This is a genomic window from Burkholderia sp. Bp9016 (genome assembly GCF_003857765.1).
Taxonomy (GTDB): Bacteria; Pseudomonadota; Gammaproteobacteria; order Burkholderiales; family Burkholderiaceae; genus Burkholderia.
This window is the reverse complement of record NZ_QTPY01000011.1, coordinates 158483-185469: the sequence shown is the minus strand read 5'-3', so window position 1 is coordinate 185469 and position 26987 is coordinate 158483. Positions and strand designations below refer to the sequence as shown.

At 67.8% G+C, this 26987-nt stretch carries 23 protein-coding genes; 6 read left to right on the top strand and 17 right to left on the bottom strand.

All coding sequences use genetic code 11. From position 1 onward, the window contains the following. The first annotated feature begins 6 nt into the window (after positions 1-6). Complete coding sequence (locus DIE13_RS15890) at positions 7-1890, top strand: nucleoside-diphosphate sugar epimerase/dehydratase (protein ID WP_124828065.1); 1884 nt, start codon at positions 7-9, stop codon at positions 1888-1890. A 390-nt stretch (positions 1891-2280) separates the two neighbouring features. Further along, on the top strand, positions 2281-4644 hold the full coding sequence (locus tag DIE13_RS15885) for a protease pro-enzyme activation domain-containing protein (RefSeq protein WP_124828064.1): 2364 nt from the start codon (positions 2281-2283) through the stop codon (positions 4642-4644). Between the two features lie 14 nt (positions 4645-4658). Here DIE13_RS15885 and DIE13_RS15880 read toward each other — a convergent pair whose 3' ends face one another. Genes DIE13_RS15880 through DIE13_RS15860 form a run of 5 tightly spaced genes read right to left on the bottom strand, consistent with a single transcriptional unit; the run spans position 4659 to position 10088 of the window. Then, the gene (locus DIE13_RS15880) at positions 4659-5765 is read right to left on the bottom strand and encodes an MraY family glycosyltransferase (RefSeq protein WP_124828063.1); all 1107 of its coding nucleotides are present in this window, start codon (positions 5763-5765) and stop codon (positions 4659-4661) included. A gap of 27 nt (positions 5766-5792) precedes the next feature. Next, complete coding sequence (gene galE, locus DIE13_RS15875) at positions 5793-6815, bottom strand: UDP-glucose 4-epimerase GalE (RefSeq protein WP_124828062.1); 1023 nt, start codon at positions 6813-6815, stop codon at positions 5793-5795. 15 nt (positions 6816-6830) lie between these two features. After that, the gene (locus DIE13_RS15870) at positions 6831-7967 is read right to left on the bottom strand and encodes a glycosyltransferase family 4 protein (protein WP_124828061.1); all 1137 of its coding nucleotides are present in this window, start codon (positions 7965-7967) and stop codon (positions 6831-6833) included. A 43-nt stretch (positions 7968-8010) separates the two neighbouring features. Continuing rightward, the gene (locus tag DIE13_RS15865; RefSeq protein ID WP_124828060.1) at positions 8011-8835 is read right to left on the bottom strand and encodes a glycosyltransferase; all 825 of its coding nucleotides are present in this window, start codon (positions 8833-8835) and stop codon (positions 8011-8013) included. Next, positions 8832-10088 carry a lipopolysaccharide biosynthesis protein gene (locus DIE13_RS15860; protein ID WP_124828059.1) on the bottom strand — a complete coding sequence of 419 codons (1257 nt, stop codon included), beginning with the start codon at positions 10086-10088 and terminating at the stop codon, positions 8832-8834. Before DIE13_RS15860 ends, DIE13_RS15865 begins: the two co-directional genes overlap by 4 nt. A gap of 242 nt (positions 10089-10330) precedes the next feature. On the opposite strand from DIE13_RS15860, the gene DIE13_RS15855 reads away from it, so the two are divergent. The 4 genes from DIE13_RS15855 (at position 10331) to waaA (ending at position 15226) form a co-directional block, all read left to right on the top strand. Beyond that, entirely contained in the window at positions 10331-11725 is a 1395-nt protein-coding gene (locus DIE13_RS15855; protein WP_124828058.1) for a phosphomannomutase/phosphoglucomutase, read from the top strand. A 187-nt stretch (positions 11726-11912) separates the two neighbouring features. Then, positions 11913-12908: a lipopolysaccharide heptosyltransferase I gene (gene waaC, locus DIE13_RS15850; protein ID WP_124828057.1), complete on the top strand. Its 996-nt coding sequence runs from the start codon at positions 11913-11915 to the stop codon at positions 12906-12908. 43 nt (positions 12909-12951) lie between these two features. Then, complete coding sequence (locus tag DIE13_RS15845; RefSeq protein ID WP_124828056.1) at positions 12952-13836, top strand: Kdo hydroxylase family protein; 885 nt, start codon at positions 12952-12954, stop codon at positions 13834-13836. A 34-nt stretch (positions 13837-13870) separates the two neighbouring features. Further along, the gene (waaA, locus tag DIE13_RS15840) at positions 13871-15226 is read left to right on the top strand and encodes a lipid IV(A) 3-deoxy-D-manno-octulosonic acid transferase (protein WP_124828055.1); all 1356 of its coding nucleotides are present in this window, start codon (positions 13871-13873) and stop codon (positions 15224-15226) included. 67 nt (positions 15227-15293) lie between these two features. Here the strand turns inward: waaA and ureG are convergent, their stop codons facing one another. From ureG to urtA, 12 genes are all read right to left on the bottom strand, one after another. Continuing rightward, positions 15294-15941 carry an urease accessory protein UreG gene (gene ureG, locus DIE13_RS15835; protein WP_124828054.1) on the bottom strand — a complete coding sequence of 216 codons (648 nt, stop codon included), beginning with the start codon at positions 15939-15941 and terminating at the stop codon, positions 15294-15296. A gap of 14 nt (positions 15942-15955) precedes the next feature. Then, positions 15956-16636, bottom strand: coding sequence for an urease accessory protein UreF (locus tag DIE13_RS15830; RefSeq protein ID WP_124828053.1), 681 nt, complete (start codon positions 16634-16636; stop codon positions 15956-15958). Further along, entirely contained in the window at positions 16623-17237 is a 615-nt protein-coding gene (gene ureE, locus DIE13_RS15825; RefSeq protein ID WP_124828052.1) for an urease accessory protein UreE, read from the bottom strand. The genes DIE13_RS15830 and ureE overlap by 14 nt, the downstream gene beginning before the upstream one ends. A gap of 17 nt (positions 17238-17254) precedes the next feature. Then, a complete protein-coding gene (ureC, locus tag DIE13_RS15820) occupies positions 17255-18961 on the bottom strand; it encodes an urease subunit alpha (protein WP_124828051.1) in 1707 nt (568 codons plus the stop codon). A gap of 29 nt (positions 18962-18990) precedes the next feature. After that, positions 18991-19296 (bottom strand): urease subunit beta, encoded by a 306-nt coding sequence (locus DIE13_RS15815; protein ID WP_124828050.1) that lies wholly within the window; start codon positions 19294-19296, stop codon positions 18991-18993. A 13-nt stretch (positions 19297-19309) separates the two neighbouring features. Next, positions 19310-19612, bottom strand: coding sequence for an urease subunit gamma (gene ureA / locus DIE13_RS15810; RefSeq protein ID WP_006406310.1), 303 nt, complete (start codon positions 19610-19612; stop codon positions 19310-19312). A gap of 237 nt (positions 19613-19849) precedes the next feature. Then, positions 19850-20725, bottom strand: coding sequence for an urease accessory protein UreD (locus DIE13_RS15805; protein WP_124828049.1), 876 nt, complete (start codon positions 20723-20725; stop codon positions 19850-19852). 198 nt (positions 20726-20923) lie between these two features. Continuing rightward, positions 20924-21616, bottom strand: a complete 693-nt coding sequence (gene urtE / locus DIE13_RS15800; protein ID WP_124828048.1) for an urea ABC transporter ATP-binding subunit UrtE — start codon at positions 21614-21616, stop codon at positions 20924-20926. A gap of 4 nt (positions 21617-21620) precedes the next feature. After that, entirely contained in the window at positions 21621-22478 is an 858-nt protein-coding gene (urtD, locus tag DIE13_RS15795) for an urea ABC transporter ATP-binding protein UrtD (RefSeq protein ID WP_124828047.1), read from the bottom strand. Continuing rightward, the gene (gene urtC / locus DIE13_RS15790; RefSeq protein ID WP_124828046.1) at positions 22475-23671 is read right to left on the bottom strand and encodes an urea ABC transporter permease subunit UrtC; all 1197 of its coding nucleotides are present in this window, start codon (positions 23669-23671) and stop codon (positions 22475-22477) included. The genes urtD and urtC overlap by 4 nt, the downstream gene beginning before the upstream one ends. Position 23672: 1 nt before the next feature. Then, positions 23673-25292: an urea ABC transporter permease subunit UrtB gene (gene urtB, locus DIE13_RS15785; protein WP_124828045.1), complete on the bottom strand. Its 1620-nt coding sequence runs from the start codon at positions 25290-25292 to the stop codon at positions 23673-23675. Between the two features lie 144 nt (positions 25293-25436). Continuing rightward, a complete protein-coding gene (urtA, locus tag DIE13_RS15780) occupies positions 25437-26744 on the bottom strand; it encodes an urea ABC transporter substrate-binding protein (RefSeq protein WP_124828044.1) in 1308 nt (435 codons plus the stop codon). Between the last annotated feature and the right edge of the window lie 243 nt (positions 26745-26987).

Below are 26987 nucleotides of genomic sequence, written 5' to 3'. Positions count from 1 at the left end.
CCGCCGATGTTGCGATCCAAAGCATCATGGCTGTCGCTGAGTGCTTTCCTGTTCGACCTGATGGCGGTTGTGGCCGCCTGGTTGTTCGCCTATCTCGTCCGTTTCAACGGCAGTATCCCGCCTGACTTCCTGAGCGGAGGCTCGACCGCGCTCTTCTGGGTGCTGCCGGTCTACGCGCTGATGTTCCACGTGTTCGGCCTCTATCGCGGCCTGTGGGTGTTCGCGAGCCTGCCCGATCTGATGCGGATCTCGAAGGCTGTGATCGGTGGCGGCGTGATCGTGATGATCGGCGCCGTGATGTTCCAGCCGTCGCCGATCATTCCGCGCTCGGTGCTGCTCGTGTCCCCGCTGATGCTGTTTCTCGTGATGGGCGGCGCGCGTGCGCTGTATCGCGCGACCAAGGAGTTCTACCTGTACGGCGGACTCGTCGGGCAGGGCAAGCCGATACTGGTGCTCGGCGCGGGCACGGCCGGCGCGAGCCTCGCGCGCGAACTGTCGCGCTCGGGCGAGTGGCGCCTTGTCGGCCTGCTTGACGACGACGTCACCAAGCAGGGGCGCGAAATCTACGGCTACAAGGTGCTCGGCTCGTTCAACGACCTGCAGCACTGGACCGACGCGATGAAGGTCGAGTACGCGATCATCGCGATTCCGTCGGCATCCGTCGAAACGCAGCGCCGCGTCGCGACGCTGTGCGTGCGCGCCGGGATCAAGGCGATGGTGCTGCCGTCGCTGACCGCGCTGATGCCGGGGCAGGGCTTCCTGTCGCAGGTGCGGAACATCGACCTCGAGGATTTGCTCGGCCGCGACGCGGTGACGATCGACACGCCGCACGTCGAGGCGCTGCTGCGCGGGCGCGTGGTGATGGTCACGGGGGCGGGCGGCTCGATCGGTTCCGAACTGTGCCGGCAGATCCTCCGCTTCAAGCCGGCGCAACTGGTCGCGTTCGATCTCTCCGAATACGCGATGTACCGGCTCACGGAGGAACTGCGCGAGCGCTTCCCCGACCAGCCGGTGCTGCCGATCATCGGCGATGCGAAGGATTCGCTGCTGCTCGATCAGGTGATGTCGCGCTATGCCCCGCACATCGTGTTCCATGCGGCCGCGTACAAGCACGTGCCGCTGATGGAGGAGCACAACGCGTGGCAGGCGCTGCGCAACAACGTGCTCGGCACGTACCGCGTCGCGCGCGCGGCGATCCGCCACGACGTGCGCCATTTCGTGCTGATCTCGACCGACAAGGCCGTCAATCCGACCAACGTGATGGGGGCGAGCAAGCGGCTGGCCGAAATGGCCTGTCAGGCGTTGCAGCAGACGAGCGGTCGCACCCAGTTCGAGACGGTGCGGTTCGGCAACGTGCTAGGCAGCGCGGGCAGCGTGATTCCGAAGTTCCAGCAGCAGATCTCGAAGGGTGGCCCGGTGACGGTCACGCACCCCGAGATCACGCGATTCTTCATGACGATTCCTGAGGCGTCGCAGCTCGTGCTGCAGGCATCGAGCATGGGGCGCGGCGGCGAGATCTTCATTCTCGACATGGGCGAGCCGGTCAAGATCGTCGATCTCGCGCGCGACCTGATCCGCCTGTACGGTTTCTCGGAAGGGCAGATCCGCATCGAGTTCACGGGGCTGCGCCCCGGCGAAAAACTCTACGAGGAACTGCTCGCGGACGACGAGGCGACGACGCGCACGCCGCACCCGAAGCTGCGCATCGCCCGCGCGCGCGAAGTGCCGAACGGCCTGCTCGACGAACTGCTGCCGTGGCTGATGCAGAACCGCGTGCTGAGCGACGACGAGGTGCGGCGCGATCTGCGGCGCTGGGTGCCGGAATATCAGTCGACGGTGGCGCCGGTGCTGCAGAGCGTGCCGGACGTGCGGGTGGCCTCGAACGAGTGACGATCGTCCCGCCCGATGCGAATACCGGGTACGTTGCCCGACAGAAAAGCGCCGCGAGGCGCTTTTTTTCATTCAGCGCCGGCGGTTGACACGGCGCTTCGCTCGAGGCCGTCGCGCAGCGGATGCAACCCTCGCTCATGGCCGATTTCGGTCTCGCTCGGTCATTTGACTGCCGGCCGATTCCTGCATATGTTTGATCAAGGTAATCAGACGATTCGGTCAGCCCCCACGTCGACGCAATGTCGCTGAAAGCTGCCACGCTCGCTCGCCGCATCGTCCCGCCGGCGCCGTGCCATTCAGCGCCAGCCTGAATGCCGGACAGCGATCGGATGCCGCAGTAAAGAGCGATGTGAAAAGTTAAACAAGAAGCCCACAGTCGATACCGATCCGATGAAAGCGGAGCATATTGTCAGGGGAATCGGCGCGGCATGCATGCTGCTCGCGCTGACCGGTTGCGGCGACGACGCGGATCCGGCGGCGGCGGCCGTGCAGGCCGGCAAACTGTCGGCGCTGCGAGCCGCGGGCAACGTGGTGAGCGTGACGCCGTTGAGCGCGACGGCGTCGATCCACGTTGCGCTGGTGCTCCGGCTGAACGACGCATCCGGACTGAATCGCTTCCTGCGGCAGGCACGAACGCGCGGCAGCGCGAGCTTCGGCGCCGTGCTGAGCTCCGCGCAGATTGCCGCCCACTACGCGCCGCGCGCCGCGCAGGTCGCCACCGTGAGGGCCTATTTGGGCAACAAGGGTTTCACGAACATCGCGGTGGCCGGCAACAACATGATCGTCGAAGCCGATGCGCCGTCCGGTGTGGTGTCCGGCGTGTTCCGGACGACCCTCGTGCCGGTCGCGATGGCGGACGGCAGCCGTGCGCACATCAACACCACGCCGGAGACGGTGCCCGATGCGATCAGCGGAGTCGTTCAAGCCGTCCTGGGGCTCGATACCGCGACGCGCCTGCATCCGCACTTCGTGCGCGCTTCCGCTGCCGCCGGTGCGCGAACCGCCGGCACGTCGCCGCTGACCGACGCAGTCACGATCGGCCATAGCCCGACGGCGTTTCCCGGCATCTATTCGATGGGTAACGCACCGACGGCCGGCAACATCACCGTGGGCATCATCTCCGAAGGCGACGTGACGCAGCCGGTCAACGACCTGACGACATTCGAGACTAACAACCAGTTGCCCGCCGTCCCGGTTGTCGTGATCAATGCCGGGACACCAGGCACCGACACGAGCGGAAACACCGAATGGTCGCTCGACAGCCAGACCGTCGTCGGGATGTCCGGCGGCCTCAAGCAACTCGATTTCTACGTTGCGCCGTCGTTCTCGTGGAGCGACATGGCGCTCGCGATCAATCGCGCGGTGACGGACAACACCGCGCGGGTCGTCAACATGTCGATCGGCGGATGCGAGAACTGGGCGCCGACGGCATCGATCGACACACTGTTCGAACTCGCCGTTGCGCAAGGGCAGACCTTTTCGGTCAGTGCGGGGGATTCGGGCAGCACGGCGTACGGCTGCACTGGCACGTCGGTGCAATACCCGGCCAGTTCTCCCTACGTCGTGACCGTCGGCGGCACCACGCTCTATACGAACGGCGATGGCAGCTACGCCGGAGAAACGGCCTGGAACTCGGGCGGCGGCGGCATCAGCGGCATCGAGCCCCTTCCGTCGTGGCAGTCGAACGTGGCGGCGCTCGCCGGGAAAGCCTTTCGCGGCCTACCGGACCTGGCGTTCGACGCCGATCCCGACAGCGGCGAACTGGTCATCGTCGGCGGGCAGCTCGAGACGCTGGGGGGCACCAGCCTGTCCGCGCCGCTGTTCAGCGCGACCTGGGCGCGCATCCTGTCCGGCAGTTGTGCGACGAACCTCGGCTTCGCGGCGCCGACGATATACGGTACAGAGGCAACGACGCCAGCCGTCTTTCGCGACATCGCCAGCGGCAGCAACGGCGCTTACAGCGCGGCTTCGGGGTGGGATTTCGTGAGCGGCTGGGGCACGCCGGTCGTCAGCGCGCTGCATTCGTCGATATGCGCGCCGACGTCGCCGATCTACGGCGGCAACCTCAATGAAGGGACGACGCTCGAGCCGGGGCAGATACTGTACTCGCCGTCGAAGAGCCACGAACTCGCGATGCAGGAGGACGGCAATCTCGTGCTCTACAACACGGCCCGCGGCACCGCGGTGTGGAGTTCAGGCACCTCGGGAAACACCGGGGCCTATGCCGCGTTCCAGACCGACGGCAACTTCGTGGTCTACGGTGCGAGCGGCAGGGCGCTCTGGGCGTCGTCGACCAATGGCGCTTCCGTGCGGCAGTTTCTTGCCGTGCAGGACGACGGCAACATGGTGATCTACCGGACCTACGTCCCGATATTTGCGACGGGGACCGCGACGACCGGATATGCGAACTCGTCGACCGGTTCCGCCGTGTGGAAGGGCGGCGTCAGCATCGGCAACGGCCAGAGCTTCACGTCAGGCAACGGCGCCAACGTGCTGGTCATGCAGGCGGACGGCAATCTGGTGTTGCGCCGTCAAGGCCTGGCCGAATGGAGTTCCGGGACCTTCGGGCATCCGGGCGCCTATGCGGCGATGCAGGGGGACGGCAATCTGGTCGTGTACGGTTCCACGAACGTCGCGCTATGGAGTTCAGGCACCAACGGCAATCCGGGGGCGGCTGCTTATGTGCAGGACGACGGCAACGTCGTGATCTACACGCAACAGGCACGCTGGAGCACGAATACCTCGGGCAGCTAGTATTCCCGCCGCGCTCAATGCCCCCGCTTTTCCTTCCTCACGACCATCCACCGCGGCACCCGGAACCGCACGATGCTGATGTACAGCCACACGTAGGTGAGCGCGAACAGCACGACGAACACGAACAGGTGCACCGTGTGCCGCCAGAACAGCGTCGCGGGAATCACCGCGATCAGGCACAGCAGCCACAGGTACGGCGACGTCAGCGAGTTGCGGCGCGTGAGATCGTGCGCGTGCTTCGTGCCGACGGCCCAGCGCATCAGCCGCTTGTACACCAGCATGTGCAGGTGCACGCCGTCCGGAATGCCGGGCGACATCCCGCGAATGAATTTCTTCCGGTAGATCGAGAAGCAGGTCTCGAAGATCGGGTACATGAACAGCAGCACCGGGTACCACGCGGACACTTCGCGGTTGCGCATCACGAGCATGATCGCGAGTTCGGCGAGCATGAAGCCGATGAAATAGGCGCCGCCGTCGCCGAGAAAGATCAGCCCGGCCGGGAAATTCCACAGGAAGAACCCGAGCACCGCGCCCATCATGATGATCGACGCGGACATCACGACCGGGTCGCCGACCTCGAACGCGACGTACGCGAGCGACGCGAACATCATGAAACTGACCATCGACGCGAGCCCGTTGAAGCCGTCGATGATGTTGATCGCGTTCGCCAGCGCCGCGACCGCGAGCACGGTCACGAACGCCGAAATGGCCACGTAGCGGAGCAGGAAGTCGAGCGGCGGCACACTGATGCGCGTGACCGCGATGTTCAGCAGCCAGAACGCGAGCGCGGCCGCGGCCATCGTGCAGAGCAGCCGCGCGCGCGGCGATACCTTCTTGGTGAGGTCCTCGACGAGGCCCGACAGGAACGCCGGCATCCCGCACGCGACGATGCCGAGGATGCTGCCGGCGATCGTCGGGTAGCGCTGCGTCAGCAGCAGCGCCGACGCGACGACCCCGGTGAGGATCCCGATGCCGCCGACGCGCGGCACTGGCCGCACGTGGAATTTCTGCACGCCGGCCAGATCGCTGTCGATCGAGAATTTCTCGTGCAAATGCGCATAACGCACGATGAACAACGTGACGAGCAGGGAGACGATAAAGCCGGACGCGAAGCTGAGCATGGGATCGCTCGAAAAATGGACAGCGGATTATACAAAACCGCGGGGGTTCCCCTCCTGCCATCTCCAGTGATCGGCACACATTTCCTCGATTCCGAGCCTTGCGCGCCAGCCGATGAGGTCGGCCGCGGCCTGCGGGTTCGCGTAGCACTCGGCGACGTCGCCCGGGCGGCGCGCGACGAGTTCGTACGGCACCGGGCGGCCCGATGCCTTCTCGAACGCGCGCACGACTTCCAGCACGCTGTAGCCCTGGCCCGTGCCGAGGTTCACGACGAAGCTCGCGTCGCGCTTCGCGAGCGCGTCGAGCGCGGCGATATGCCCCTTCGCGAGATCGACGACGTGAATATAGTCGCGCACGCCGGTGCCGTCCGGCGTCGGATAGTCGGAGCCGAACACGCGCAGCTTCTCGAGCTTGCCGACGGCGACCTGCGCGACGTACGGCATCAGGTTGTTCGGGATGCCGGCCGGGTCCTCGCCGATCAGCCCGCTCGCATGCGCGCCGACCGGGTTGAAGTAGCGCAGCGTCGCGATCCGCCACGACGGATCCGATACCTCGAGATCGCGCAGGATCTGTTCGGCGATCAGCTTCGACTGGCCGTACGGGTTGGTCGCGGAGAGCGGGAACGACTCGTCGATCGGCGAGCGCTCCGGCACGCCGTACACGGTCGCCGACGAGCTGAACACGAACTGCCGGACGTTGCGCTCGCGCATGACCTTGAGCACGGCGAGCAGGCCGCCGAGGTTGTTCTGGTAGTACTCGATCGGCTTCGCGACCGACTCGCCGACCGCCTTGAGCGCCGCGAAATGGATCGTGCCGGTGATCGGATGCGCGTCGAACACCTTCGCGAGCGCGGCTTCGTCGCACACGTCGACCTGGTGGAACGCGGGCGTTCTGCCCGTGATCTGCTCGATGCGCCGCACGGACTCGGCCTTGCTGTTGACGAGATTGTCGACGATCACGACGTCGTAGCCGTTGTCGAGCAGCTCGACGGCCGTGTGCGAGCCGATGTAGCCCGCACCGCCGGTGACGAGGATGGTGCCTTTAGCGGTCATTGCTGATGCGCTCCTTCAAAGTGTGATGCCCGTCAACGAATGGATGGTCTGGCGGTAACGTTCGACGACGTGCTGCTCGTCGAATTCTGCCGCGACTTTTTGTCGGCCGCGTGCACCCATGGCTTCGCGCCCGGCCGTGCCGAGCTCGACCATGCGAATCAATTGTTCCGCGAGGCTCGCGCTGTCGCGCGCGCGGCACAGGAAGCCCGTTTCGCCGTCGGCGACGACGTCGCGGCAGCCCGGCACGTCGGTCGCGACGATCGGGCGGCCCATCGCGGACGCCTCCATCAGCGTGCGCGGCACGCCCTCGCGGTACGACGGCAGCACGACGCAGTCGGCCGCCGCGATGTGCGGGCGCACGTCGTGCACCTCGCCGAGATAGTCGACGACGCCTTCGCCGACCCATGCGTCGACATCCGCACGGCCGATCGCGCTCGGGTTGTCCACGCCCAGCGGCCCGAGCAACTGGAAGCGCGCGTTCGGATAGCGCTGGCGCACGACGCGCGCGGCTTCGACGTATTCGCGCACGCCCTTGTCCCACAGCAGCCGGCCGATCAGCACGAATACCGGCGCGTCGCCGGCCGGCAGCGGCACTGGCGCGAACTGTTCGAGATCGACGCCTTCGCCGTGCAGCAGGCGCGCGCGCTCGGGGTGGGCGAGCAGCTTCTCGTCGGTGAAGGTGGCGAGATCGTCGCGGTTCAGGAACCAGACTTCACGCGGGAAGCGGAACGCGAACCGGTACAGGCGCTTGGCGACGCTTGCCGCGCGGCTTTTCTGGATGAACACGTAGCCGAGGCCCGTGGTGACCGCGATCGACGGCACGCGCGCGAGCCATGCGGCGATCGACCCGTAGATGTTGGGCTTGATCGTGTAATGGAACACGAGATCGGGCGCGAGCGCACGGTAATGGCGCACCAGCGCGGCCAGCGTGCCGAGGTCCTCGCGCGGGCTCGTGCCTTTCGAAGCGACCGCGAGCGCGACGTAGCGGCAGCCCATCTGCTCGAGCAGCGGCACGGTGCGGTCGTGCGGTGCGATCACGATGACCTCGGCGCCGCGCGCGACGAGCATCCGGATCAGCCCTTGGCGGTAGGTGTAGATCGCCCAGGCCGTGTTGCACACGAGCGCGATGCGCAGCGGGGAGGTAGCGGACATGAAAAAAAAGAAAAAATAAAGCGTCGAAAATGCCGGCTATCGGCTAGGCGGACGGCCGCGCGGCGAACAGCGCCTGCTTGATCCGCTGCAGCGTCCGGTACGGCGTCACGAAATGCAGCAGGTTCTTGGCGAGGCCGGCCCAGTCGTACGGATTCAGCGCGTTGAAGTGGCGCAGCAGCAGCGACAGGGTCGACATCAGCTGGCGGCGGCGCTTGGTCGCGCTGATCCCGCCCTCGTTGAGCTCGTAGTAAAGGCCGAGCTCCGGCAGGTTCGCGCAATCGTAGCGTTGCATTAACCGTAAAAAAAGATCGAGATCCTCGGCCGCGCGGTACTTCGCGCGATAGTTGCCGACTTCGCGCACGGCATCGACGCGCAGCATGACCGACGGATGCACGAGCGGCGAGCGCAGGAAGCGCGTGCGGCGCAGCGCGCGCGGATCGGCGGGCGGCGTCAGCATGAAGCGCGGCTCGCCGGCGCGCGACACGACCTGGGTCCACATGCCGACGCAAGCCACGCGCGGGTGGGACTCGAGATACGCACGCTGCTTTGCGAGGCGCTGCGGCGCGGCGAGGTCGCCCGCGTCGATACGGGCCGCATAGCGGAAACCGCGCGCGGCGAGCGCGTCGATGCCGGCCTGGAGCGCGCGCTCGATGCCGCCGTTCTGCGGCATGCGCAGTACCTCGATCTCGAGGCCGGGCAGCGCCGGCGCGACGATCGGCGGCGTGCTGCCGTCGTCGACGATCAGCACGTGAACCGGCGCGTCCTCGCGAAACGACGCGAGGGTGCGGGCAACGTCGTCGTGCCCGTTGTAGGCCGGCATCAGCACGGCCACGTCGTCGAGCGGGAGCGGGCAATCGGGAGACGTCATGGGCGCAGCTTGAAACGAATGTAATAAAAATTGACGGCGGCAGCCGCGACATAGCCGGCCGCGAGCCCGACGAGCGCGCCGTACAGGCCGAGCCGGGGGATGGCGAACACGTTGACGAGCGCGGCGATCGCGAGCGCGAGCACCCATTTCGCCAGCAACACGAATTTTGCTTGATATTTGAGAACGATAAGATTGCCTATCGCCTCGATGCCGGCCGGCACGGACAGCCAGACGGCCCAGCGGAAGATGTCGACCGACGCCTCGTAGCCGTGGCCGAACACCTTGCCGACGATGAGCGGGGCGGCCGCATCCAGCACCAGCGCGCCGGCCGTCATCAGCGCGGCGGTCATCGCGATCAGCCGGACGATGTTGCGGCGCAGCCGCGCGACGTCCTGCACGCGGTACACGAACGCCGGCGCGATGGTCTGCGCGAGCATCAGCGCGAGCGTGATCCAGTTCTCGTTGAGCTGCTGGGCCGCCGCGTAGCGGCCGAGGTCGGCGAACGACACGTGACGCTCGAGCATCAGGCGGTCGAGCTTCAGGAACAGGTACATGCAGATCAGGCCGAGCCAGAACACGGTGCCGGCAGTCGCAAAGTGCCTGAACAGCGGTTTGTCGAACGTCCAGCCGAGCGTGCCCCCGTTACGATGGCGGTAGTAGAGCAGCAGCGCGAAGCCGATCGCGGCGGCCTCCAGCGCCCACAGCCACGCGAAGCGGGCAGGGCCGGCGGCCGCGCGGACTAGCAGCCACACGAGCAGCGCCTTCGCCAGCGCCGTGACCATGCTGGTCACGAGCTGCGGCTTGCTGTAGGTCATGCTCTGCAGCCACGCGTTGATCACGCCGACGAACGGCTCGCGAAACACCATCGTGACTGCGAGGCCGGCAAGCATCGCGCCGACGAGCGGATCGAACGCGCCCGCGCCGATCGCGATCCAGGTCGCGGCCAGCGCGACGGCGGACACGCCGATCCGCAGCGCGAACGCGCTGCCGAGCACCGCGCCGAGCTGGGCCGGCGGACGCTGGACGATGGTCGGAACCAGGATTTCGGCGCCGCACACCCAGGTGAGCGGCGCCAGTACGAGGAGAAGCGTATTCGCATACTGCCATTTGCCGAACACGTCCGGCCCGAAATAACGGGCCAGAAGACCGCTGATCGCGATCGCGACGCCGATCTGCGTGAGCCGTTCGAGCCCCAGCCAGACGAGATTCGCGACGGCCTTCGCGACGTCCGGGTTGCCGAATCGTTTCAGCATGCGGGACAGCCATATGCGCGCGAAGCGGCCGGGAAGGCGCCCGGGGGCGGCGGATTGGCGGCGGCGGAACGGCTAGGCATTAAAATGGGCGCAATGCGCGTCATCAAAACCCGCGATTATAAGTTGGATCGGGGCCGCTCCCGCCGTCCCGTTCCTCGTTGCGCGGAGCCCGCATGTATCATGCCGGGCACACGCAAGAGGCGGCCAGATTACTTTTCATGCATGCAACCGAGAGAGAATCGATGATCTCCCAATCCATCTTCAAGGCATATGACATTCGCGGTGTGGTCGGCAAGACGCTCGACGCCGACACGGCGCGCGGGATCGGCCGGGCCTTCGGCAGCGAAGTGCGTGCCCAGGGCGGCGACGCGGTCGTCGTCGCGCGCGACGGCCGCCTGTCGGGGCCCGAGCTCGTCGGCGCGCTCGCCGACGGCCTGCGTGCGGCGGGCGTCGACGTCGTCGACGTCGGCATGGTGCCCACGCCGGTCGGCTATTTCGCGGCGAGCGTGCCGCTCGCGCTGAAGGGCGGCGAGCGCCGCGTCGATTCGTGCATCGTCGTCACGGGCAGCCACAACCCGCCGGACTACAACGGCTTCAAGATGGTGCTGCGCGGCGCGGCGATCTACGGCGAGCAGATCCAGGCGCTGTACCGGCGCATCGTCGACGAGCGCTTCGAGGCGGGCAGCGGCTCGTACGAAGCGTTCGACGTTGCCGACCAGTACATCGAGCGCATCGTCGGCGACGTGAAGCTCGCGCGCCCGATCAAGCTCGTCGTCGACGCCGGCAACGGCGTCGCGGGCCCGCTCGCCACGCGCCTGTTCAAGGCGCTGGGCTGCACGCTGGTCGAGCGCTTTACCGACATCGATGGCACGTTCCCGAATCACCACCCCGATCCCGCCCACCCGGAAAACCTGCAGGACGTGATCCAGGCGCTGAAGGACACCGACGCCGAGCTCGGCTTCGCGTTCGACGGCGACGGCGACCGGCTGGGCGTCGTCACGAAGGACGGCCAGATCATCTATCCGGATCGTCAACTGATGCTGTTCGCGGAGGAAGTGCTGTCGCGCAACCCGGGCGCGCAGATCATCTACGACGTGAAGTGCACGCGTCACCTCGCGCAATGGGTGAAGGCGAAGGGCGGCGAGCCGCTGATGTGGAAGACGGGCCACTCGCTGGTGAAGGCGAAGCTGCGCGAGACGGGTGCGCCGCTCGCGGGCGAGATGAGCGGCCACGTGTTCTTCAAGGATCGCTGGTACGGCTTCGACGACGGCCTCTACACGGGCGCGCGGCTGCTGGAGATTCTCACGAAGACGGCCGATCCGAGCGCGCTGCTCAACGGGCTGCCGGATGCGATGAGCACGCCCGAACTGCAGTTGTGGCTCGACGAAGGCGAGAACTTCCGCCTGATCGAGAAGCTGCAGAAGGAAGCGAAGTTCGACGGCGCCGACGAAGTCGTGACGATCGACGGGCTGCGTGTCGAGTATCCGGACGGCTTCGGCCTCGCGCGTTCGTCGAACACGACGCCGGTGGTGGTGATGCGATTCGAAGCGGAGACGCGCGAAGGGCTCGAGCGCATCCAGGCGGACTTCCGCCGGGTGCTGACGGCCGCGAAGCCGGACGTCGAGCTGCCGTTCTGAGTTCGCGCGGCCAGCGGGCCGCGACCGGCGCGACGCCCGGGCCGACGGCCGGGCGATTCGTCGCGCCATTTCCGAAAAAGCGGCGCACGCGTCCTGCGTGCGCCGCTTTTTGCCTGTGTGGTTCACCGGGCGCGATAAAATCGCGTCTTTATGCCTGTCGCCGGCTGTCCGCCGGCGTTTTTTCAGCGTGCAAAAGATCCTGATCGTGCGTGTGTCGTCGCTGGGCGACGTCGTGCACAACATGCCGGTGATCGCCGATATCCGGCGACGCCACCCCGACGCGCACATCGACTGGCTCGTCGAGGAGAGCTTCGTCGACCTCGTGCGGCTCGTCGACGGCGTGCGTGAAGTGCTGCCGTTCTCGCTGCGCCGCTGGCGCAAGAAGCCGTTGTCGGGCGCGACGTGGCGCGAGATCCGCGCGTTCCGCAAGCGCCTCGCGGCCGAGCAATACGACCTCGTGATCGATTGCCAGGGTCTCATCAAGACGGCCTGGGTCGCGAGCTGGGCGCATGGCCCGCTCGTCGGCCTCGGCAACCGCACCGACGGCGCGGGCTACGAGTGGCCCGTGCGCTTCTTCTATCGCAAGCGCGTGCCGATCGCGCCGCGCACGCACGTGGTCGAGCGTTCGCGCCAGCTCGTCGCGGCCGCGCTGGGCGACCCGGCGCCGACGCCGGCCGACCCGGTCGACTTCGGTCTCGACACGCGTGCGGCAGCGCTCGCGGTCGCGGCGCTCGGGCTGAACCTGCCGGTGCCGTACGTGGTGTTCGTGCACGCAACGTCGCGCGCCGACAAGCAATGGCCGGACGCCGCATGGATCGAGCTCGGCCAGGCGCTCGTGCGGCGCGGCGCGTCGCTCGTGCTCCCGTGGGGCAACGACGCGGAACGCGCGACCAGCGAGCGGCTCGCGAAGGAATTCGGCGCGGCGGCGATCGTGCCGCCGAAGCTGTCGCTGCCGGCCGTGGTCGGTCTGATCGACGGTGCCGCCGCGACGGTGGGGGTTGATACAGGTCTGGTTCATATCGCGGCCGCGCTGAAGCGTCCGACGGTCGAACTGTACAATTTCTCGACGGCCTGGCGTACCGGCGGCTACTGGTCGCCGAACGTCGTCAATCTCGGCACGGCGGGGCAGCCGCCGTCGATCGCGCAGGTGAAGGCGGCGCTCGCGGGCTTCGGTCTGCTGTAATGCCCGTCATGCCTGCCTTGTCTGTCACGCACGCGAATCGACCATGAGCGAATCCCAGATCATCGAAGTCCCGTCCGCCGACTGGAGCGGACACAACCTGTCAGCGCCGCGCGAGCGGTTGCTGGCCGCGGTCGAGGAAGGCAAGGTGCTGTATTTCCCGCACCTGCGCTTCGCGATCGAAGGTGGCGAGGAAGCGCTGCTCGATCCGGCGCTCGCCGATCCGAAACGCAAGAACATCAGCCTCGCGCCGAACGGCGGCGCGCTCGCTGGCGTGCTCGGCGACAGCGTCACGCAGTCGGCCGTGCGCGCGCTGGTCGCGCGCTTCCAGCATCAGGCGGGCACGCTCGTCGACGGCCTCTTTCCCGAATACCGCGGCAAGCTGCGCGTCGCGCCGACGAGCCTGCGGCTGATGCAGGTCGAGACGCGCCAGACGTCGTGGCGCAAGGACGACAGCCGGCTGCACGTCGACGCGTTCCCGTCGCGGCCGAACTACGGCGAGCGGATCCTGCGCGTGTTCACCAACGTGAACCCGGCCGGCCAGCCGCGCGTGTGGCGCGTCGGCGAGCCGTTCGAGGACGTCGCGAAGCGCTTCCTGCCGAAGATCCGGCCGCAGTTGCCGGGTTCCGCGTGGCTGCTCAACCTGCTGCACGTGACGAAGTCCCCGCGCAGCGCATACGACCACCTGATGCTGAACCTGCACGACGGGATGAAGGCCGATCTCGACTACCAGAAAACCTGCCCGCAGCAGACGATGCCGTTTCCGCCTGGCAGCGTGTGGATATGTTTCTCGGATCAGACTTCGCACGCTGTGATGTCCGGCCAGTTCATGCTCGAGCAAACCTTCTTCCTGCCGGTCGACGCGATGGTGCGCCGCGAATGCGCACCGCTCGGCATTCTCGAACGCCTGCAGGGCAGGGCGCTGGTTTGAGCGCGCACCGTATTCGCCGCTCCGGAGCCCGTGCATGCTGAGGGCGATCTATCGCGCGCTGTGGTGGCTCGTCGCGCCGGTCGCCGTTATCCGGCTCTTCGTGCGTTCACGCAAGGAGCGCGGCTATCGCGAGCATATCGGCGAGCGCTTCGGCCACGTCGCGGGCCGCTCGCCGGACGATCGCGCGCCGCTGGTGTGGGTACATGCGGTGTCGGTCGGCGAGACGCGCGCCGCCCAACCGCTGATCGATGCGCTGATGCGCGCGCGTCCCGACGCGCGCATCCTGCTCACGCACATGACGCCGAGCGGGCGCGCCACCGGCGAACAGATTTTCGGCGCTCGCGTGCTGCGTTGCTACCTGCCGTACGACATGCCCGGCGCGGTGCGGCGTTTCCTGCGCGCGTGGCGGCCGACGCTCGGCCTCGTGATGGAAACCGAGGTGTGGCCGACGCTGATCGACGAGTGCCGCCGCGCGGACGTGCCGCTCGTGCTGACCAATGCGCGGATGTCCGCGCGTTCGTTCCGGCGCGCGGCTAAGTTCGGCGCGGCGACGCGCGACGTGTTCGGCGGTTTCGCGCGCGTGCTCGCGCAGAGCCCGGCCGACGCGGAGCGGCTGTCGTCGCTTGGCGCGCGCAACGTGACGGTGCTCGGCAACCTGAAGTTCGACATGACGACGCCGCCGGAGCTGGCGGCGCGCGGCCATGCGTGGCGCGACGCGATCGGCGTGCGGCCCGTGTGGGTCGCGGCCAGCACGCGCGAGAACGAAGAAGCGCTGGTGCTGCAGGCGTTCGCCGCGATGCGTACGCCCGGCGCGTTGCTGATTCTGGTGCCGCGTCATCCGCAGCGTTTCGCCGAAGTCGAGGCGCTGGTCGAGCGCGGCGGGCTCAAGTGCGTGCGGCGCTCCGCGTGGGCCGCCGATGCGGCCGCGCTCGCCGCCGGGCGCCCGGCGGCCGAACCGCTGCCGGCCGACGTGACGGTGCTGCTCGGCGATTCGATGGGCGAGCTCGGCGCGTACTACGCGGCCGCCGACATCGCGTTCATCGGCGGCAGCCTGCTGCCGCTCGGCGGGCAGAACCTGATCGAAGCGTGCGCGGTTGGCGTGCCGGTGTTGATCGGGCCGCACATGTTCAACTTCACGCAGGCGAGCGCCGATGCGGTCGCGGCCGGCGCGGCGATGCAGGTCGCCGATCCGCTCGATCTCGCGCACGTGCTCGACGCGCTGTTCGCCGACCATGCGCGACGCGTCGCGATGGGCGCGGCCGGCGCGGCGTTCGCGTCGCGCCATCGCGGCGCGACCGCGCGTTCGGTCGACGTGCTCGCGGCGCTGTTGCCGCCGGCCGAGCGCGGCGCGCGCATGGCGGAGGATGCGCAGGACGCGTCCGGCGATTAGACGCAGGCGGCGCAATGCCGCCGGAGCAGGCGAGGCGGCCGCGTGTGCCGCCCTGCAGCCTTGCCGCTCAGACCGTCAGCAATCCCTTCTTTTCGATGAACGCGACGACGTCCGCGACGCCGTCGAGCGCCTTCAGGTTCGTCATCACGTAAGGGCGCTCGCCGCGCATCTTCTTCGTGTCGGACGCCATCACGTCGAGGTTCGCGCCGACGAGCGGCGCGAGGTCGGTCTTGTTGATCACGAGCAGGTCGGACTTCGTGATGCCGGGGCCGCCCTTGCGCGGAATCTTCTCGCCGCCCGCGACGTCGATCACGTAGATCGTCAGGTCGGACAGCTCGGGGCTGAAGGTCGCCGCGAGATTGTCGCCGCCCGATTCGATGAACACGATGTCGGCATCGGGAAAGCGCGACAGCATCCGGTCGACGGCCTCGAGATTGATCGACGCATCCTCGCGGATCGCCGTGTGCGGGCAGCCGCCCGTCTCGACGCCCATGATGCGCTCCTCGGGCAGCGCACCCGCGACGGTCAGCAGGCGCTGGTCTTCCTTCGTGTAGATGTCGTTCGTGATCGCGACGAGGTCGTACCGGTCGCGCATCGCCTTGCACAGCATTTCGAGCAGCGTGGTCTTGCCGGAGCCGACCGGGCCGCCGATGCCGACGCGCAGCGGCGGCAGTTTCTTGGTGCGGCGGGCGGAGGAGGGAGCGAATGCGTTCATGGCGGGTATCGGATTCAGGATCGGAACAAGCGCGAATACTGGGTTTCGTGCCGCGCGGACAGGATGCCGAGCTGCGGCGCAAAGGTGTTGATCGAGTCGGGCGGCGTGGCGAGCGCGCGGCGCACGGCCGCGTCGATCGCGCCGCGCAGCGCGACGATGATGCGCTGGCCCGCGAGCTGGCCGAGCGGCACGGCTTTCAGCGCGGCCGACGTCTGGTTTTCGACCCAGCCGAACGCGTACGCGGCGAGCGTTGCGTCGGCGCTGGCGTCGTGTGCGGCGGCTGCATAGGCGAATGCGGTCGGCAGCGCGATCGGCGACAGCGACGCGAGCGTCGCGCGGCGAGCGGCATCGCCCCATTCGAGCGACGCGCAGAGCTGCGCGAGCGACCAGCCCATCTGTTCGGTCTCGCGGCGCAGCTCGGCGGATTCGCGGCTCGCGACGAACCACGCGTTCTCGCGTACCAGCGTGTCGGCGTCGTGCGCGTGCCAGCGTGCGAGCTGGTGTGCGAGGAACGGCAGCTCCCCGTGCGCGAGCACGTCGGTCAACCCGCTCGCGATCCAGTCGCGCGCGGAGTCGGCATCGCGGATCAGGTTCGCGTCGAGCGCGGCCTCGAGTCCCTGCGAATAGCTGAACGCGCCGATCGGCAACGCGGGCGACGCGAGATGCAGCAGCGCGACGAGCTCAGTGGTGGTCATGGCCGTGGTGGCCGTGCGTGCAGCCCGGACCATGCTGATGATCGTGATCGTGATCGTGATCGTGATCGTGCGAGTGGTCGTGGCCGTGGTGCTCGCCGAATACCTGCTGCGCGAGCGCATAGTCTTCGGCGAACGTCGCATCGTGCCCGTGCTTGTGACCGCCGCCGTATGCGCCGGCTTCCGGCTGGAACGGCGCGCGCGTCTCTTCGACCTGCGTGCCGAGCCGGCGCAGCATGTCCGCGAGCACCGGGTCGGCTTCGAGCTTCAGGTAACCGTCGCCGATCTCGACCGGCGTATGGCGGTTGCCGAGGTGATACGCGGCGCGCATCAGCGTGAGCGGATCGGCCGCGTGCACGCGCAGCACCGTTTCGGGAGCGGCGGCGATGCGCACGAGCCCGCCGTCGTCGGCGACCAGCACGTCGCCGTCGCGCAGCACCGTGCCGCGCGACAGCAGGACCGCGACGTCCTCGCCGGTGTCGAGCGTCGCCGCGAGGCGGCTCTTGCAGCGGGCGTCATAGGCGAGCGTGAGCGTCGGCGCGCGCGCGACGAGCGACGCGGCGAGCTTCACGTTCGGGGCAATGCGTTTGTCGAGGGTGCGCATGGAACGAAAACCGGAAATCAGAACAGGAAATAGCGCTGCGCCATCGGCAGCACCGACGCCGGCTCGCAGGTGAGCAGTTGCCCGTCGGCGATCACGTCGTAGGTTTCGGGATCGACGCTGATCGACGGACGCCACGCGTTGTGGATCATGTCGGCCTTCGTCACGTTGCGGCAGTTGCGCACCGGCACGACGCGCTTCGCGAGTCCGTAACGTTCGGCGATGCCTGCGTCGGCGGCCATTTGCGACACGAAGGTCAGCGACGTGCGCGCGAGCGCACCGCCGCGCGTGGCGAACATCTCGCGATAGTGGACCGGCTGCGGCGTCGGGATCGACCCGTTCGGGTCGCCCATCTGCGCGACCGCGATCATCCCGCCTTTCAGGATCATCGACGGCTTGATCCCGAAGAACGCCGGCTCCCACAGCACGAGGTCGGCCCATTTGCCGGGTTCGATCGACCCGACTTCGTGCGCGATCCCGTGCGTGATCGCCGGGTTGATCGTGTACTTCGCGACGTAGCGCTTCGCGCGGAAGTTGTCGTTGCGCGCGCCGTCCTCGGGTAGCGCGCCGCGCTGCACCTTCATCTTGTGCGCGGTCTGCCACGTGCGGATGATCACCTCGCCGACGCGGCCCATTGCCTGCGAGTCGGACGACAGCATCGACAGCGCGCCGAGATCGTGCAGGATGTCCTCGGCCGCGATCGTCTCGCGGCGGATTCGCGATTCGGCGAACGCGAGATCCTCGGCGATCGACGGATCGAGATGGTGGCACACCATCAGCATGTCGAGGTGCTCCTCGAGCGTGTTGATCGTGTACGGACGCGTCGGGTTGGTCGACGACGGCAGCACGTTCGCCTCGCCGCACACCTTCAGGATGTCGGGCGCATGACCGCCGCCCGCGCCTTCGGTGTGGTACGTGTGGATCGTGCGGCCCTTGAACGCGGCGACCGTCGATTCGACGAAGCCGGCTTCGTTCAGCGTGTCGGTGTGGATCGCGACCTGCGTGTCGGTGTCGTCGGCGACCGACAGGCAGTTGTCGATCGCGGCGGGCGTCGTGCCCCAGTCCTCGTGCAGCTTCAGGCCGATCGCGCCGGCGGCGATCTGCTCGACGAGCGGCTGCGGCAGGCTCGCGTTGCCCTTGCCGAGAAAGCCGAGGTTGATCGGCCAGCCGTCGGCCGCCTGCAGCATCCGCTCCATGTGCCAAGGGCCCGGCGTGCAGGTCGTCGCATTGGTGCCGGTGGCCGGCCCCGTGCCGCCGCCGAGCATCGTCGTGACGCCGGACGCGAGCGCCTCGTCGATCTGCTGCGGGCTGATGAAGTGGATGTGCGTGTCGATGCCGCCCGCGGTGACGATCAGCCCTTCGCCGGCGATCACTTCCGTCGCTGCGCCGATCGCGATCGTCACGCCGGGCTGGATGTCGGGATTGCCGGCCTTGCCGATCGCGGCGATGCGGCCGTGCTTGATCGCGATGTCGGCCTTCACGATGCCCCAGTGATCGAGGATCACCGCGTTCGTGATGACCGTGTCGGGCACGTCGGCGGCCACGCGCTGCGACTGGCCCATCCCGTCGCGGATCACCTTCCCGCCGCCGAACTTCACTTCCTCGCCGTAGATCGTGTAGTCGCGTTCGATCTCGATCAGCAGTTCGGTATCGGCGAGCCGGACGCGGTCGCCCGTCGTCGGCCCGAACATTTCCGCGTACGCGCGGCGGCTCAAGCGTAGTGTCATGTTGCTGTTCCTGAAGAGCGGGGCGTGGCTTACAGCGGCCCCATCACCTTGCCCTGAAAACCGTAGACGATGCGCTCGCCGGCCAGCGCGACGAGCTCTACGGTGCGCGTCTGGCCCGGCTCGAAGCGCACGGCCGTGCCGGCCGCGATGTTGAGCCGGAAGCCTCGCGCGGCCGCACGGTCGAACGACAGCGCGTCGTTGACTTCGAAGAAGTGGTAGTGCGAGCCGACCTGCACTGGGCGGTCGCCGGTGTTCGCGACGACGAGCGAGCGCGTCGCGCGGCCCGCGTTCAGCTCGTGTTCGCCGTCGTCAGTGAGGATTTCGCCGGGGGTCATGCGGGGGCCTCGGTCACGGAATCGGATGGTGGACGGTGACGAGCTTCGTGCCGTCGGGGAAGGTTGCCTCGACCTGGATGTCGGGGATCATCTCCGGCACGCCGTCCATCACGTCGTCGCGCGTGAGCAGCGTCGTGCCGTAGTGCATCACCTCGGCGACGGTCTTGCCGTCGCGCGCGGCTTCCATCAGCGCGGCGGTGATGAACGCGACCGCTTCCGGATAGTTGAGCTTCAGTCCGCGCGCACGGCGGCGCTCGGCCAAAAGGGCTGCCGTGAAGATCAACAGCTTGTCCTTTTCTCGGGGAGTCAGTTTCATGAAGGCAGTCGTTCAGGAAAACGTAATTTTTATCGGTGCGCGGGGTTCCGGCGAATGCGCGGCTCATCGTAGCATCGCGCCGTTTTTCGTGCGTCGTGTATCCGTTATGTAAGCAGCAAGGTATGTGCCATGTCGTTGGCGCGCATGGCCATGCGCGTTCATGGTGCGCCATGCACGAAGCGCATGCGGCGCCGACGCCGTGCTGCGCCGAAGCGGTGCATGGCGGGTCCGGCGCGCTCAGGTTTGCCAGATTCGCAGCGGCCGTGCGTCGACGCCGTGCACGATCGGCCGCAGGTGCAGCCAGCAGTCGGTGAAGAGGCGCTGCAGCGCTTCCATCGATGTCGACAGCGCGCGCACCAGCACGACGCCGGGCGTCACGCAGGTCGCGCCTGCGCGCAGTGTGTCGTCGAACGGCATCCGCGCGGCGAGTGCTTCGGCAAGCGCGGCGTCGCACGCGGCGCCGGCCGCCCACAGCGTGCCGTAGGCGGGGAAGCCGGCGAGACCCTGCAGCGCGCCGCGCAGCGGATCGCGCGCGTCGAGCAGCGCGCGCTCGGTCCACAACGGCTGGCCGTCTGCGTCGACGAGTGCCGACGTGGACGCGATGCGGCCCGCCGACCACGTTTCGCCGGCCGCCTGCCGGCCGAGTTGCGTCGCGTCCCAGCCGATCGCGCTCGCGCCCGCGCCGAGGGTGACCGTGAAGTCGAGTGAGGCATGCGCCGCGTCGAAGAACAGGTTGTTCTGCGGCAGCCAGTCGAGCTGTGCGTGCGCGCCCAACGTGATGCCGATGCGCTGGGTCGCGTCGAGGCCGTTCGACTTGTACCACTTGGTCGCGCCGGGCGTCGTCAGCACCGCATGCGTGCCGTCGCCGAGCGCGATGTCGATGTCGAGCCGGTCGCCGCCCGCGACGCCGCCCGGCGGATGGACGATCACCGCGTGGCAGATCGCATCGCCTTCCGGATACAGCGGCCGCTGCACGCGCAGCGGGCCGTCGTGCAGCCGATGCACGAGCGTCGTGCGCGCGCCGTGCCGTTCGAAACCGAGTTCGAGGCGGCCGCGCCACGATTTGGCGACGGCGGGACGGGACAGCGAAGCGTGGGAGTCGAGGGCGGACATCGATGGAAAGCAGGGGCGGGCGCGGTGAACGATGATGCTACCGCAACAATATACGCTGCGGCGCGCGCGTAGCGGCATGACCCAACGCCGCTCGCGGGCCGTATCGTTTCGCCGGCGTGCGCCCGACATGTGTGGTGCGGCGATGTCCCGGCGCGATACCCGGAAGCGACACGGCCCACGCGCCGTCTTCTACACCGTCTACACCGCGATCAACTCGCGCACGCCGTTCGTCTCCATGTCCCGCGCATCGCCGCCCGCGACGATCTCGCCGCGGCTCATCACCCAGTAGCGATCCGCGATCGAGCGCGCGAAGTCGTAATACTGCTCGACGAGCAGCACGGTCATCTTCGATTCGTCGACGAGCTGGCGCAGCGTGCGGCCGATGTCCTGGATGATCGACGGCTGGATGCCTTCGGTCGGCTCGTCGAGGATCAGCAGTTGCGGCTCGCTCATCAGCGCGCGGCCGATCGCGAGCTGCTGCTGCTGGCCGCCCGACAAGTCGCCACCGCGCCGTGCGCGCATGTCCTTCAGCACCGGGAACAGGTCGTAGATGCGGTCGGGCACCTTCGACGGCGCGCGGCGGCTTGCCGCGCCGACGAGCAGGTTCTCCTCGACGGTGAGCCGCGGAAAGATGTCGCGGCCCTGCGGCACGTATGCGAGCCCGGCCGCGACGCGCGCATACGGCGGCAGCGTGCCGAGCGCCGTGCCGCGCCACGTCACGCTGCCGCTTTTCGCGGCGACGACGCCCATCAGGCAGCGCAGCAGCGTGCTCTTGCCGACGCCGTTGCGGCCGAGCAGCACGGTGAGCTTGCCGTCGTCGGCGCCCAGCGTCACGTTGCGCAGGATATGGCTGCCGCCGTAGTACTGGTTCAGTGCATCGATTTTCAGCATCGCATCATCGTCCGAGATAAGACTCGATCACCGCGTCGTCGCGCTTGACCTGGTCGAGCGTGCCTTGCGCGAGCACCGCGCCTTCGGCCATCACTGTCACGTGGCCCGTGTCGCCCGCGAGCGCCGCGACGAAGTCCATGTCGTGCTCGACGACCATCATCGAGCAGGTGCCGCGCAGCCTGTTGAGCAGCGCGGCGAGTTCCATCGTCTCGTGATCGGTCATCCCGGCCGCCGGTTCGTCGAGCAGCAGGAGAGCCGGGCGCTGCATCAGCAGCATGCCGATCTCGAGCCGCTGCTTCTGTCCGTGCGACAGCTCGCCGGCCGCACGATACGCGTCGCTTTCGAGGCCGATCAGCGCGAGCGTCTCCTCGATCTTCGCTTGCGCATCGCGGTCGAGCCGCGCGCGCAGCGACGCGAGCCAGCCCTTGTCGGTCTGCATCGCCAGCTCGAGGTTTTCCCACACCGGATGCTGTTCGAACACGGTCGGCTTCTGGAACTTGCGGCCGATCCCCGCACGCGCGATTTCCGGCTCGTTCATCCGCGCGAGGTCGATGGTCTGGCCGAGAAACACCTTGCCCGCGTCGGGACGCGTCTTGCCGGTGATCACGTCCATCATCGTCGTCTTGCCCGCGCCGTTCGGGCCGATCACGCAGCGCAGCTCGCCCGCGTCGATCTCGAGCGACAGCTTGTTCAGCGCGCGAAAGCCGTCGAAGCTCACTTCGATGTCCTCGAGGTAGAGGATCGTGCCGTGCGACGTGTCGATGCCGGGCGGCACCACGCGGCCCATCGATGCGGTGCCGCTGACGGCCAGCAACTCGTCCTCGGGCGGTGGCGTGAACTGGTAGAGCGCCGTGCCGTTCATCCGCGTTTCCCCTTTGCGAGCAGCGTGTCGACGAGGCCCATGATGCCGCGCGGCAGCAGGAGCGGCACCAGCACGAAGATCAGGCCGAGAAAGAACAACCAGTATTCGGCGAAGTACGCGGTGAAGAAGCTCTTCGCGCCGTTCACCGCGAACGCGCCGACGATCGGCCCGATCAGCGTGCCGCGCCCGCCGACCGCGACCCAGATCGCCATTTCGATCGAGTTGCCGGGCGACATCTCGCCGGGATTGATGATGCCGACCTGCGGCACGTACAGCGCGCCCGCGATCCCGCACAGCACGGCCGACAGCGTCCACACGAACAGCTTGTATGCGAGCGGGCTGTAGCCGAGGAACATCAGCCGCGTCTCGCCGTCGCGCACGGCGGTGACCACGCGCCCGAGCTTGCTGGTGACGATCGCGCGCGCGACGAGGAACGCGAGCACGAGCGTTGTGAAGGTCAGCAGCAACAGCACCGTGCGCGTGCCGGGCGACGTGATCGGAAACCCGGCGATGCGCTTGAAGTCGGTGAAGCCGTTGTTGCCGCCGAAGCCCGTCTCGTTGCGAAAGAACAGCAGCATCGCGGCGAACGTCAGCGCCTGCGTAATGATCGACAGGTACACGCCCTTCACGCGCGAGCGGAACGTGAAGAAGCCGAACACCCAGGCGAGCACGGCCGGCACGAGCACGACGAGCAGCAGCGCCCACGCGAGATGCTGCGTGCCGCTCCAGTACCACGGCAGCCGATGCCAGTCGAGGAACACCATGAAGTCGGGCAGGTCGCTGCCGTACTTGCCGTCGCGGCCGATCTCGCGCATCAGGTACATGCCGATCGCATAGCCGCCGAGGGCAAAGAACAGCCCGTGGCCGAGGCTCAGGATGCCGCAGTAGCCCCACACGAGATCGAGCGCGAGCGCGGCGATCGCGTAGCACATCAGCTTGCCGGCGAGCGTCATCGCATACGCGGACAGATGGAACGCGCTCGACTCGGGCGCGACCAGCGCGGCGAGCGGCACGCCGATGCCGATCGCGACGCACAGCGCGACGAGCGCGAGCCACGCGCGGCGCGACAGCAGCGCGGGGCGGGGCGGCAGGCCGAGCGCGAAGCGTTTCTCCGCACGCGAGGCGGCCGCGGCTGGCTGCGGCGCGTCGGCAACCGGGGGCGACAACGAATCGGTGATTGAAGTTGAAGTCATGTCAGGCCTCCGCGCTGCGTCCCTTCGGGGCGAACATGCCCTGCGGACGTTTCTGGATGAACAGCACGATCATCACGAGTACCGCGATCTTCGCGAGCACCGCACCCCAGAACGGCTCGATCGCCTTGCTGACGAGGCCGAGCCCGAAGCCGCCGAGCACGGTGCCGGCGATCTGACCGACGCCGCCGAGCACGACCGCCATGAACGAATCGATGATGTAGTTCTGCCCGAGGTCGGGCCCCACGTTGCCGATCTGCGACAGCGCGCAGCCGCCGAGGCCCGCGATGCCCGCACCGAACGCGAACGCATACGCGTCGACGCGGGCCGTCTTCACGCCGACGCACGCGGCCATCCGACGGTTCTGCGTGACCGCGCGCACGAACAGGCCGAGCCGCGTCTTCGTCAGCACGGCCCACGCGACGAATACGACCGCGAGTGCGAACGCGAGGATCGCGAGCCGGTTGTACGGCAAGATCAGGTTCTGCATCACGGTGACGCCGCCGCTCATCCACGACGGGTTCACGACCTGCACGTTCTGCGCGCCGAACAGCATGCGGGTCGCCTGGATCAGGATCAGGCTCACGCCGAAGGTCGCGAGCAGCGTCTCGAGCGGGCGGCCGTACAGGTGCCGCAGCACGAGCCGTTCGAGCACGATGCCGACCAGTGCGGCCGCCGCGAACGACACGGGCACCGCGACGAGCGGATACCAGTCGAACGCGGCCGGCGCATAACGCTGGATCAGCGTCTGCACGACATAGGTTGCGTACGCACCGATCATCAGGAACTCGCCGTGCGCCATGTTGATCACGCCGATCAGCCCGTACGTGATCGCGAGGCCGAGCGCCGCGAGCAGCAGCACGCTGCCGAGCGACAAACCGGCGAACACGGTGCCCACGATCTCGCCGCGGCGCTGCAGCGCGTGCAATGCATCGAGCCCTTGCTGCGCGGCGTCGCGCACCTGCGCGTCAGGCTCCGCGTAGCTGCCGTCGGCGTTCTTCGCGACGAGCGGGCGCAACTGCTCGATCATGTCGAGATCGTGGCGCGCGGCCACCACCTGCACGGCTTCGAGGCGCTTTGCCGGATCGGCGTCGTGCAGCGCTGCGATCGCCCACAGTGCGTCGAGACGGCGCTTCAGCGCGGGATCGGTTTCCTTCGCGCGTGCGCGGTCGATCATCGGCTTGAGCGCCGGGTCGGGTGACTTCAGCAGCGCGTCGATCGCGTCGCGACGCGCGGCGACATCGGGCGACGCGAGCGCGAGACCCGACAGCGCGCCGGCGATCTTCGTGCGCAGCAGGTTGTTCAGCATCACCGGCTGCGCGTCGCCGGCAGGCGTCGCCGCCTGCGTGAGCGCATCGTGCGCGGTGTCGCCGGTCTGGATCAGCAGGTGGCCGTCGCCGGTCGCGAGCGCGTCGCCGGTCGACAGCGCATTGAGCAGCGCGACGGCGCGCGGATCGGCATCGGCCGCGAGCCGATCGACTGCGGCCGTTTTCGCGTCGAAGTCGTCGCCGGCGAGCGCTGCGGTATCGGCGGCCGTCAGCGCGAATGCGGCGCGTGGCAGCACGCCCGCCAGCGCGGCACAGGCGACGATCGCGACGGCGGCGCGGCGAAAGCGTGTAGGCATCGGAAGATCCTGTCGGGCGTAGAAAAGCGAATTCATGTGGCAGTGCGTGCGCGAGTACGGTTCGTTACCGTAAGTGCCGATGTTCGCGCACGGATGTGCAAGCGAAACGCGGCACCGAAGTGCAGCGCTTCGCTTCGCATCACATCAGGCCAGCGCGGCGCGCTGCCGGCGCAGGAATGCCGGAATCGAGCTGACGATGTCCGGCTTGCCCTGGTTGCCCGCGATGTACGGGCTCCACGGCTGCGCGCGGACCACGGTCTTCGTTTTCCATACGACGTTGAACTGCCCGTCGCCGCGGATCTCGCCGATCATCACCGGCTTGTGCAGGTGATGGTTGCCGTCCATCGCAAGCGTGAAGCCCGATGGCGCGGCAACCGTCTGGCCGATCATCGCGACGCGCACCTTGTCGACGTCGGTGCTCTTCGCCTTCTCGACGGCCTGCTTCCACATGTGGATGCCCACATAGGTCGCCTCCATCGGATCGTTGGTCACGCGCTTCGCGCCGCCCGGCAGGTTGTTCGCCTTCACCCACGCGGCGAACTGGTCCTTGAACTTCGTGTTGGTCGGGTTTTTCACCGACATGAAGTAGTTCCACGCGGCGAGATGGCCGACGAGCGGTTTCGTATCGATCCCGCGCAGTTCTTCCTCGCCGACCGAGAACGCGACCACCGGCACGTCGGTCGCCTTGATCCCCTGGTTGCCGAGCTCCTTGTAGAACGGCACGTTCGAATCGCCGTTGATCGTCGAGACCACGGTCGTCTTGCCGCCTTGCGCGAAGTTCTTGATGCTCGCGACGATGGTCTGGTAATCGCTGTGGCCGAACGGCGTGTAGACCTCCTGAATGTCGGCGTCCTTCACGCCCTTCGATTTCAGGAACGCGCGCAGGATCTTGTTGGTCGTGCGCGGATACACGTAATCGGTGCCGAGCAGGAAGAAGCGCTTCGCGCTGCCGCCTTCCGCGCTCATCAGGTACTCGACGGCCGGGATCGCCTGCTGGTTCGGCGCGGCGCCCGTGTAGAACACGTTGCGCGACATTTCCTCGCCTTCGTACTGCACCGGGTAGTAGAGCAGGCCGTTCAGCTCCTCGAACACCGGCAACACCGACTTGCGCGACACCGACGTCCAGCAGCCGAACACGCACGCGACCTTGTCCTGCGTGAGCAGCTGGCGCGCCTTCTCCGCGAACAGCGGCCAGTTCGACGCGGGATCGACGACCACCGGCTCGAGCTTGCGGCCCATCACGCCGCCGTTCTTGTTGATGTCGGCGATCGTCATCAGCGCCGTGTCCTTCAGCGACGTTTCGGAGATCGCCATCGTGCCCGACAGCGAATGCAGGATGCCGACCTTGATCGGGCCCGTGCCCGCATCGGCTGCATGCGCGAACGGGCTCTTGCCCGCCAGCGCGAGTGCACCAGCCATCGAACCGAACTTCAGCAGACTGCGACGTTTCATCGGGTTCCCCTTGACGTGTTGGATTGGCGTGCGCCGCGACGGCGCCTGCATCGGGGTTACGCAAGGCATGTGCCAGTCGCGCTGATGCACGCCGGGCGTGCCTGTGCGGGAGGGCGCGGGGCGTCGGCGCGGTGCGCATGACGCGTCGTGCAGCATGCGCGACCTGTTGCGGTGCGCGCGTGGGGGCGCAAATGGTGCACGGCGTGCGTTCGTGTTCGAGCGCGGGCATCGCCGGATGGCCGG

Excerpts from the sequence above, each read along its gene's own strand:
- DIE13_RS15890 (WP_124828065.1), top strand. The coding sequence starts at position 7 with ATGTTGCGATCCAAAGCATCATGGCTGTCGCTGAGTGCTTTCCTGTTC.
- DIE13_RS15885 (WP_124828064.1), top strand. The coding sequence starts at position 2,281 with ATGAAAGCGGAGCATATTGTCAGGGGAATCGGCGCGGCATGCATGCTG.
- DIE13_RS15880 (WP_124828063.1), bottom strand. The coding sequence starts at position 5,765 with ATGCTCAGCTTCGCGTCCGGCTTTATCGTCTCCCTGCTCGTCACGTTG.
- galE (WP_124828062.1), bottom strand. The coding sequence starts at position 6,815 with ATGACCGCTAAAGGCACCATCCTCGTCACCGGCGGTGCGGGCTACATC.
- DIE13_RS15870 (WP_124828061.1), bottom strand. The coding sequence starts at position 7,967 with ATGTCCGCTACCTCCCCGCTGCGCATCGCGCTCGTGTGCAACACGGCC.
- DIE13_RS15865 (WP_124828060.1), bottom strand. The coding sequence starts at position 8,835 with ATGACGTCTCCCGATTGCCCGCTCCCGCTCGACGACGTGGCCGTGCTG.
- DIE13_RS15860 (WP_124828059.1), bottom strand. The coding sequence starts at position 10,088 with ATGCTGAAACGATTCGGCAACCCGGACGTCGCGAAGGCCGTCGCGAAT.
- DIE13_RS15855 (WP_124828058.1), top strand. The coding sequence starts at position 10,331 with ATGATCTCCCAATCCATCTTCAAGGCATATGACATTCGCGGTGTGGTC.
- DIE13_RS15845 (WP_124828056.1), top strand. The coding sequence starts at position 12,952 with ATGAGCGAATCCCAGATCATCGAAGTCCCGTCCGCCGACTGGAGCGGA.
- waaA (WP_124828055.1), top strand. The coding sequence starts at position 13,871 with ATGCTGAGGGCGATCTATCGCGCGCTGTGGTGGCTCGTCGCGCCGGTC.
- ureG (WP_124828054.1), bottom strand. The coding sequence starts at position 15,941 with ATGAACGCATTCGCTCCCTCCTCCGCCCGCCGCACCAAGAAACTGCCG.
- DIE13_RS15830 (WP_124828053.1), bottom strand. The coding sequence starts at position 16,636 with ATGACCACCACTGAGCTCGTCGCGCTGCTGCATCTCGCGTCGCCCGCG.
- ureE (WP_124828052.1), bottom strand. The coding sequence starts at position 17,237 with ATGCGCACCCTCGACAAACGCATTGCCCCGAACGTGAAGCTCGCCGCG.
- ureC (WP_124828051.1), bottom strand. The coding sequence starts at position 18,961 with ATGACACTACGCTTGAGCCGCCGCGCGTACGCGGAAATGTTCGGGCCG.
- DIE13_RS15815 (WP_124828050.1), bottom strand. The coding sequence starts at position 19,296 with ATGACCCCCGGCGAAATCCTCACTGACGACGGCGAACACGAGCTGAAC.
- ureA (WP_006406310.1), bottom strand. The coding sequence starts at position 19,612 with ATGAAACTGACTCCCCGAGAAAAGGACAAGCTGTTGATCTTCACGGCA.
- DIE13_RS15805 (WP_124828049.1), bottom strand. The coding sequence starts at position 20,725 with ATGTCCGCCCTCGACTCCCACGCTTCGCTGTCCCGTCCCGCCGTCGCC.
- urtE (WP_124828048.1), bottom strand. The coding sequence starts at position 21,616 with ATGCTGAAAATCGATGCACTGAACCAGTACTACGGCGGCAGCCATATC.
- urtD (WP_124828047.1), bottom strand. The coding sequence starts at position 22,478 with ATGAACGGCACGGCGCTCTACCAGTTCACGCCACCGCCCGAGGACGAG.
- urtC (WP_124828046.1), bottom strand. The coding sequence starts at position 23,671 with ATGACTTCAACTTCAATCACCGATTCGTTGTCGCCCCCGGTTGCCGAC.
- urtB (WP_124828045.1), bottom strand. The coding sequence starts at position 25,292 with ATGCCTACACGCTTTCGCCGCGCCGCCGTCGCGATCGTCGCCTGTGCC.
- urtA (WP_124828044.1), bottom strand. The coding sequence starts at position 26,744 with ATGAAACGTCGCAGTCTGCTGAAGTTCGGTTCGATGGCTGGTGCACTC.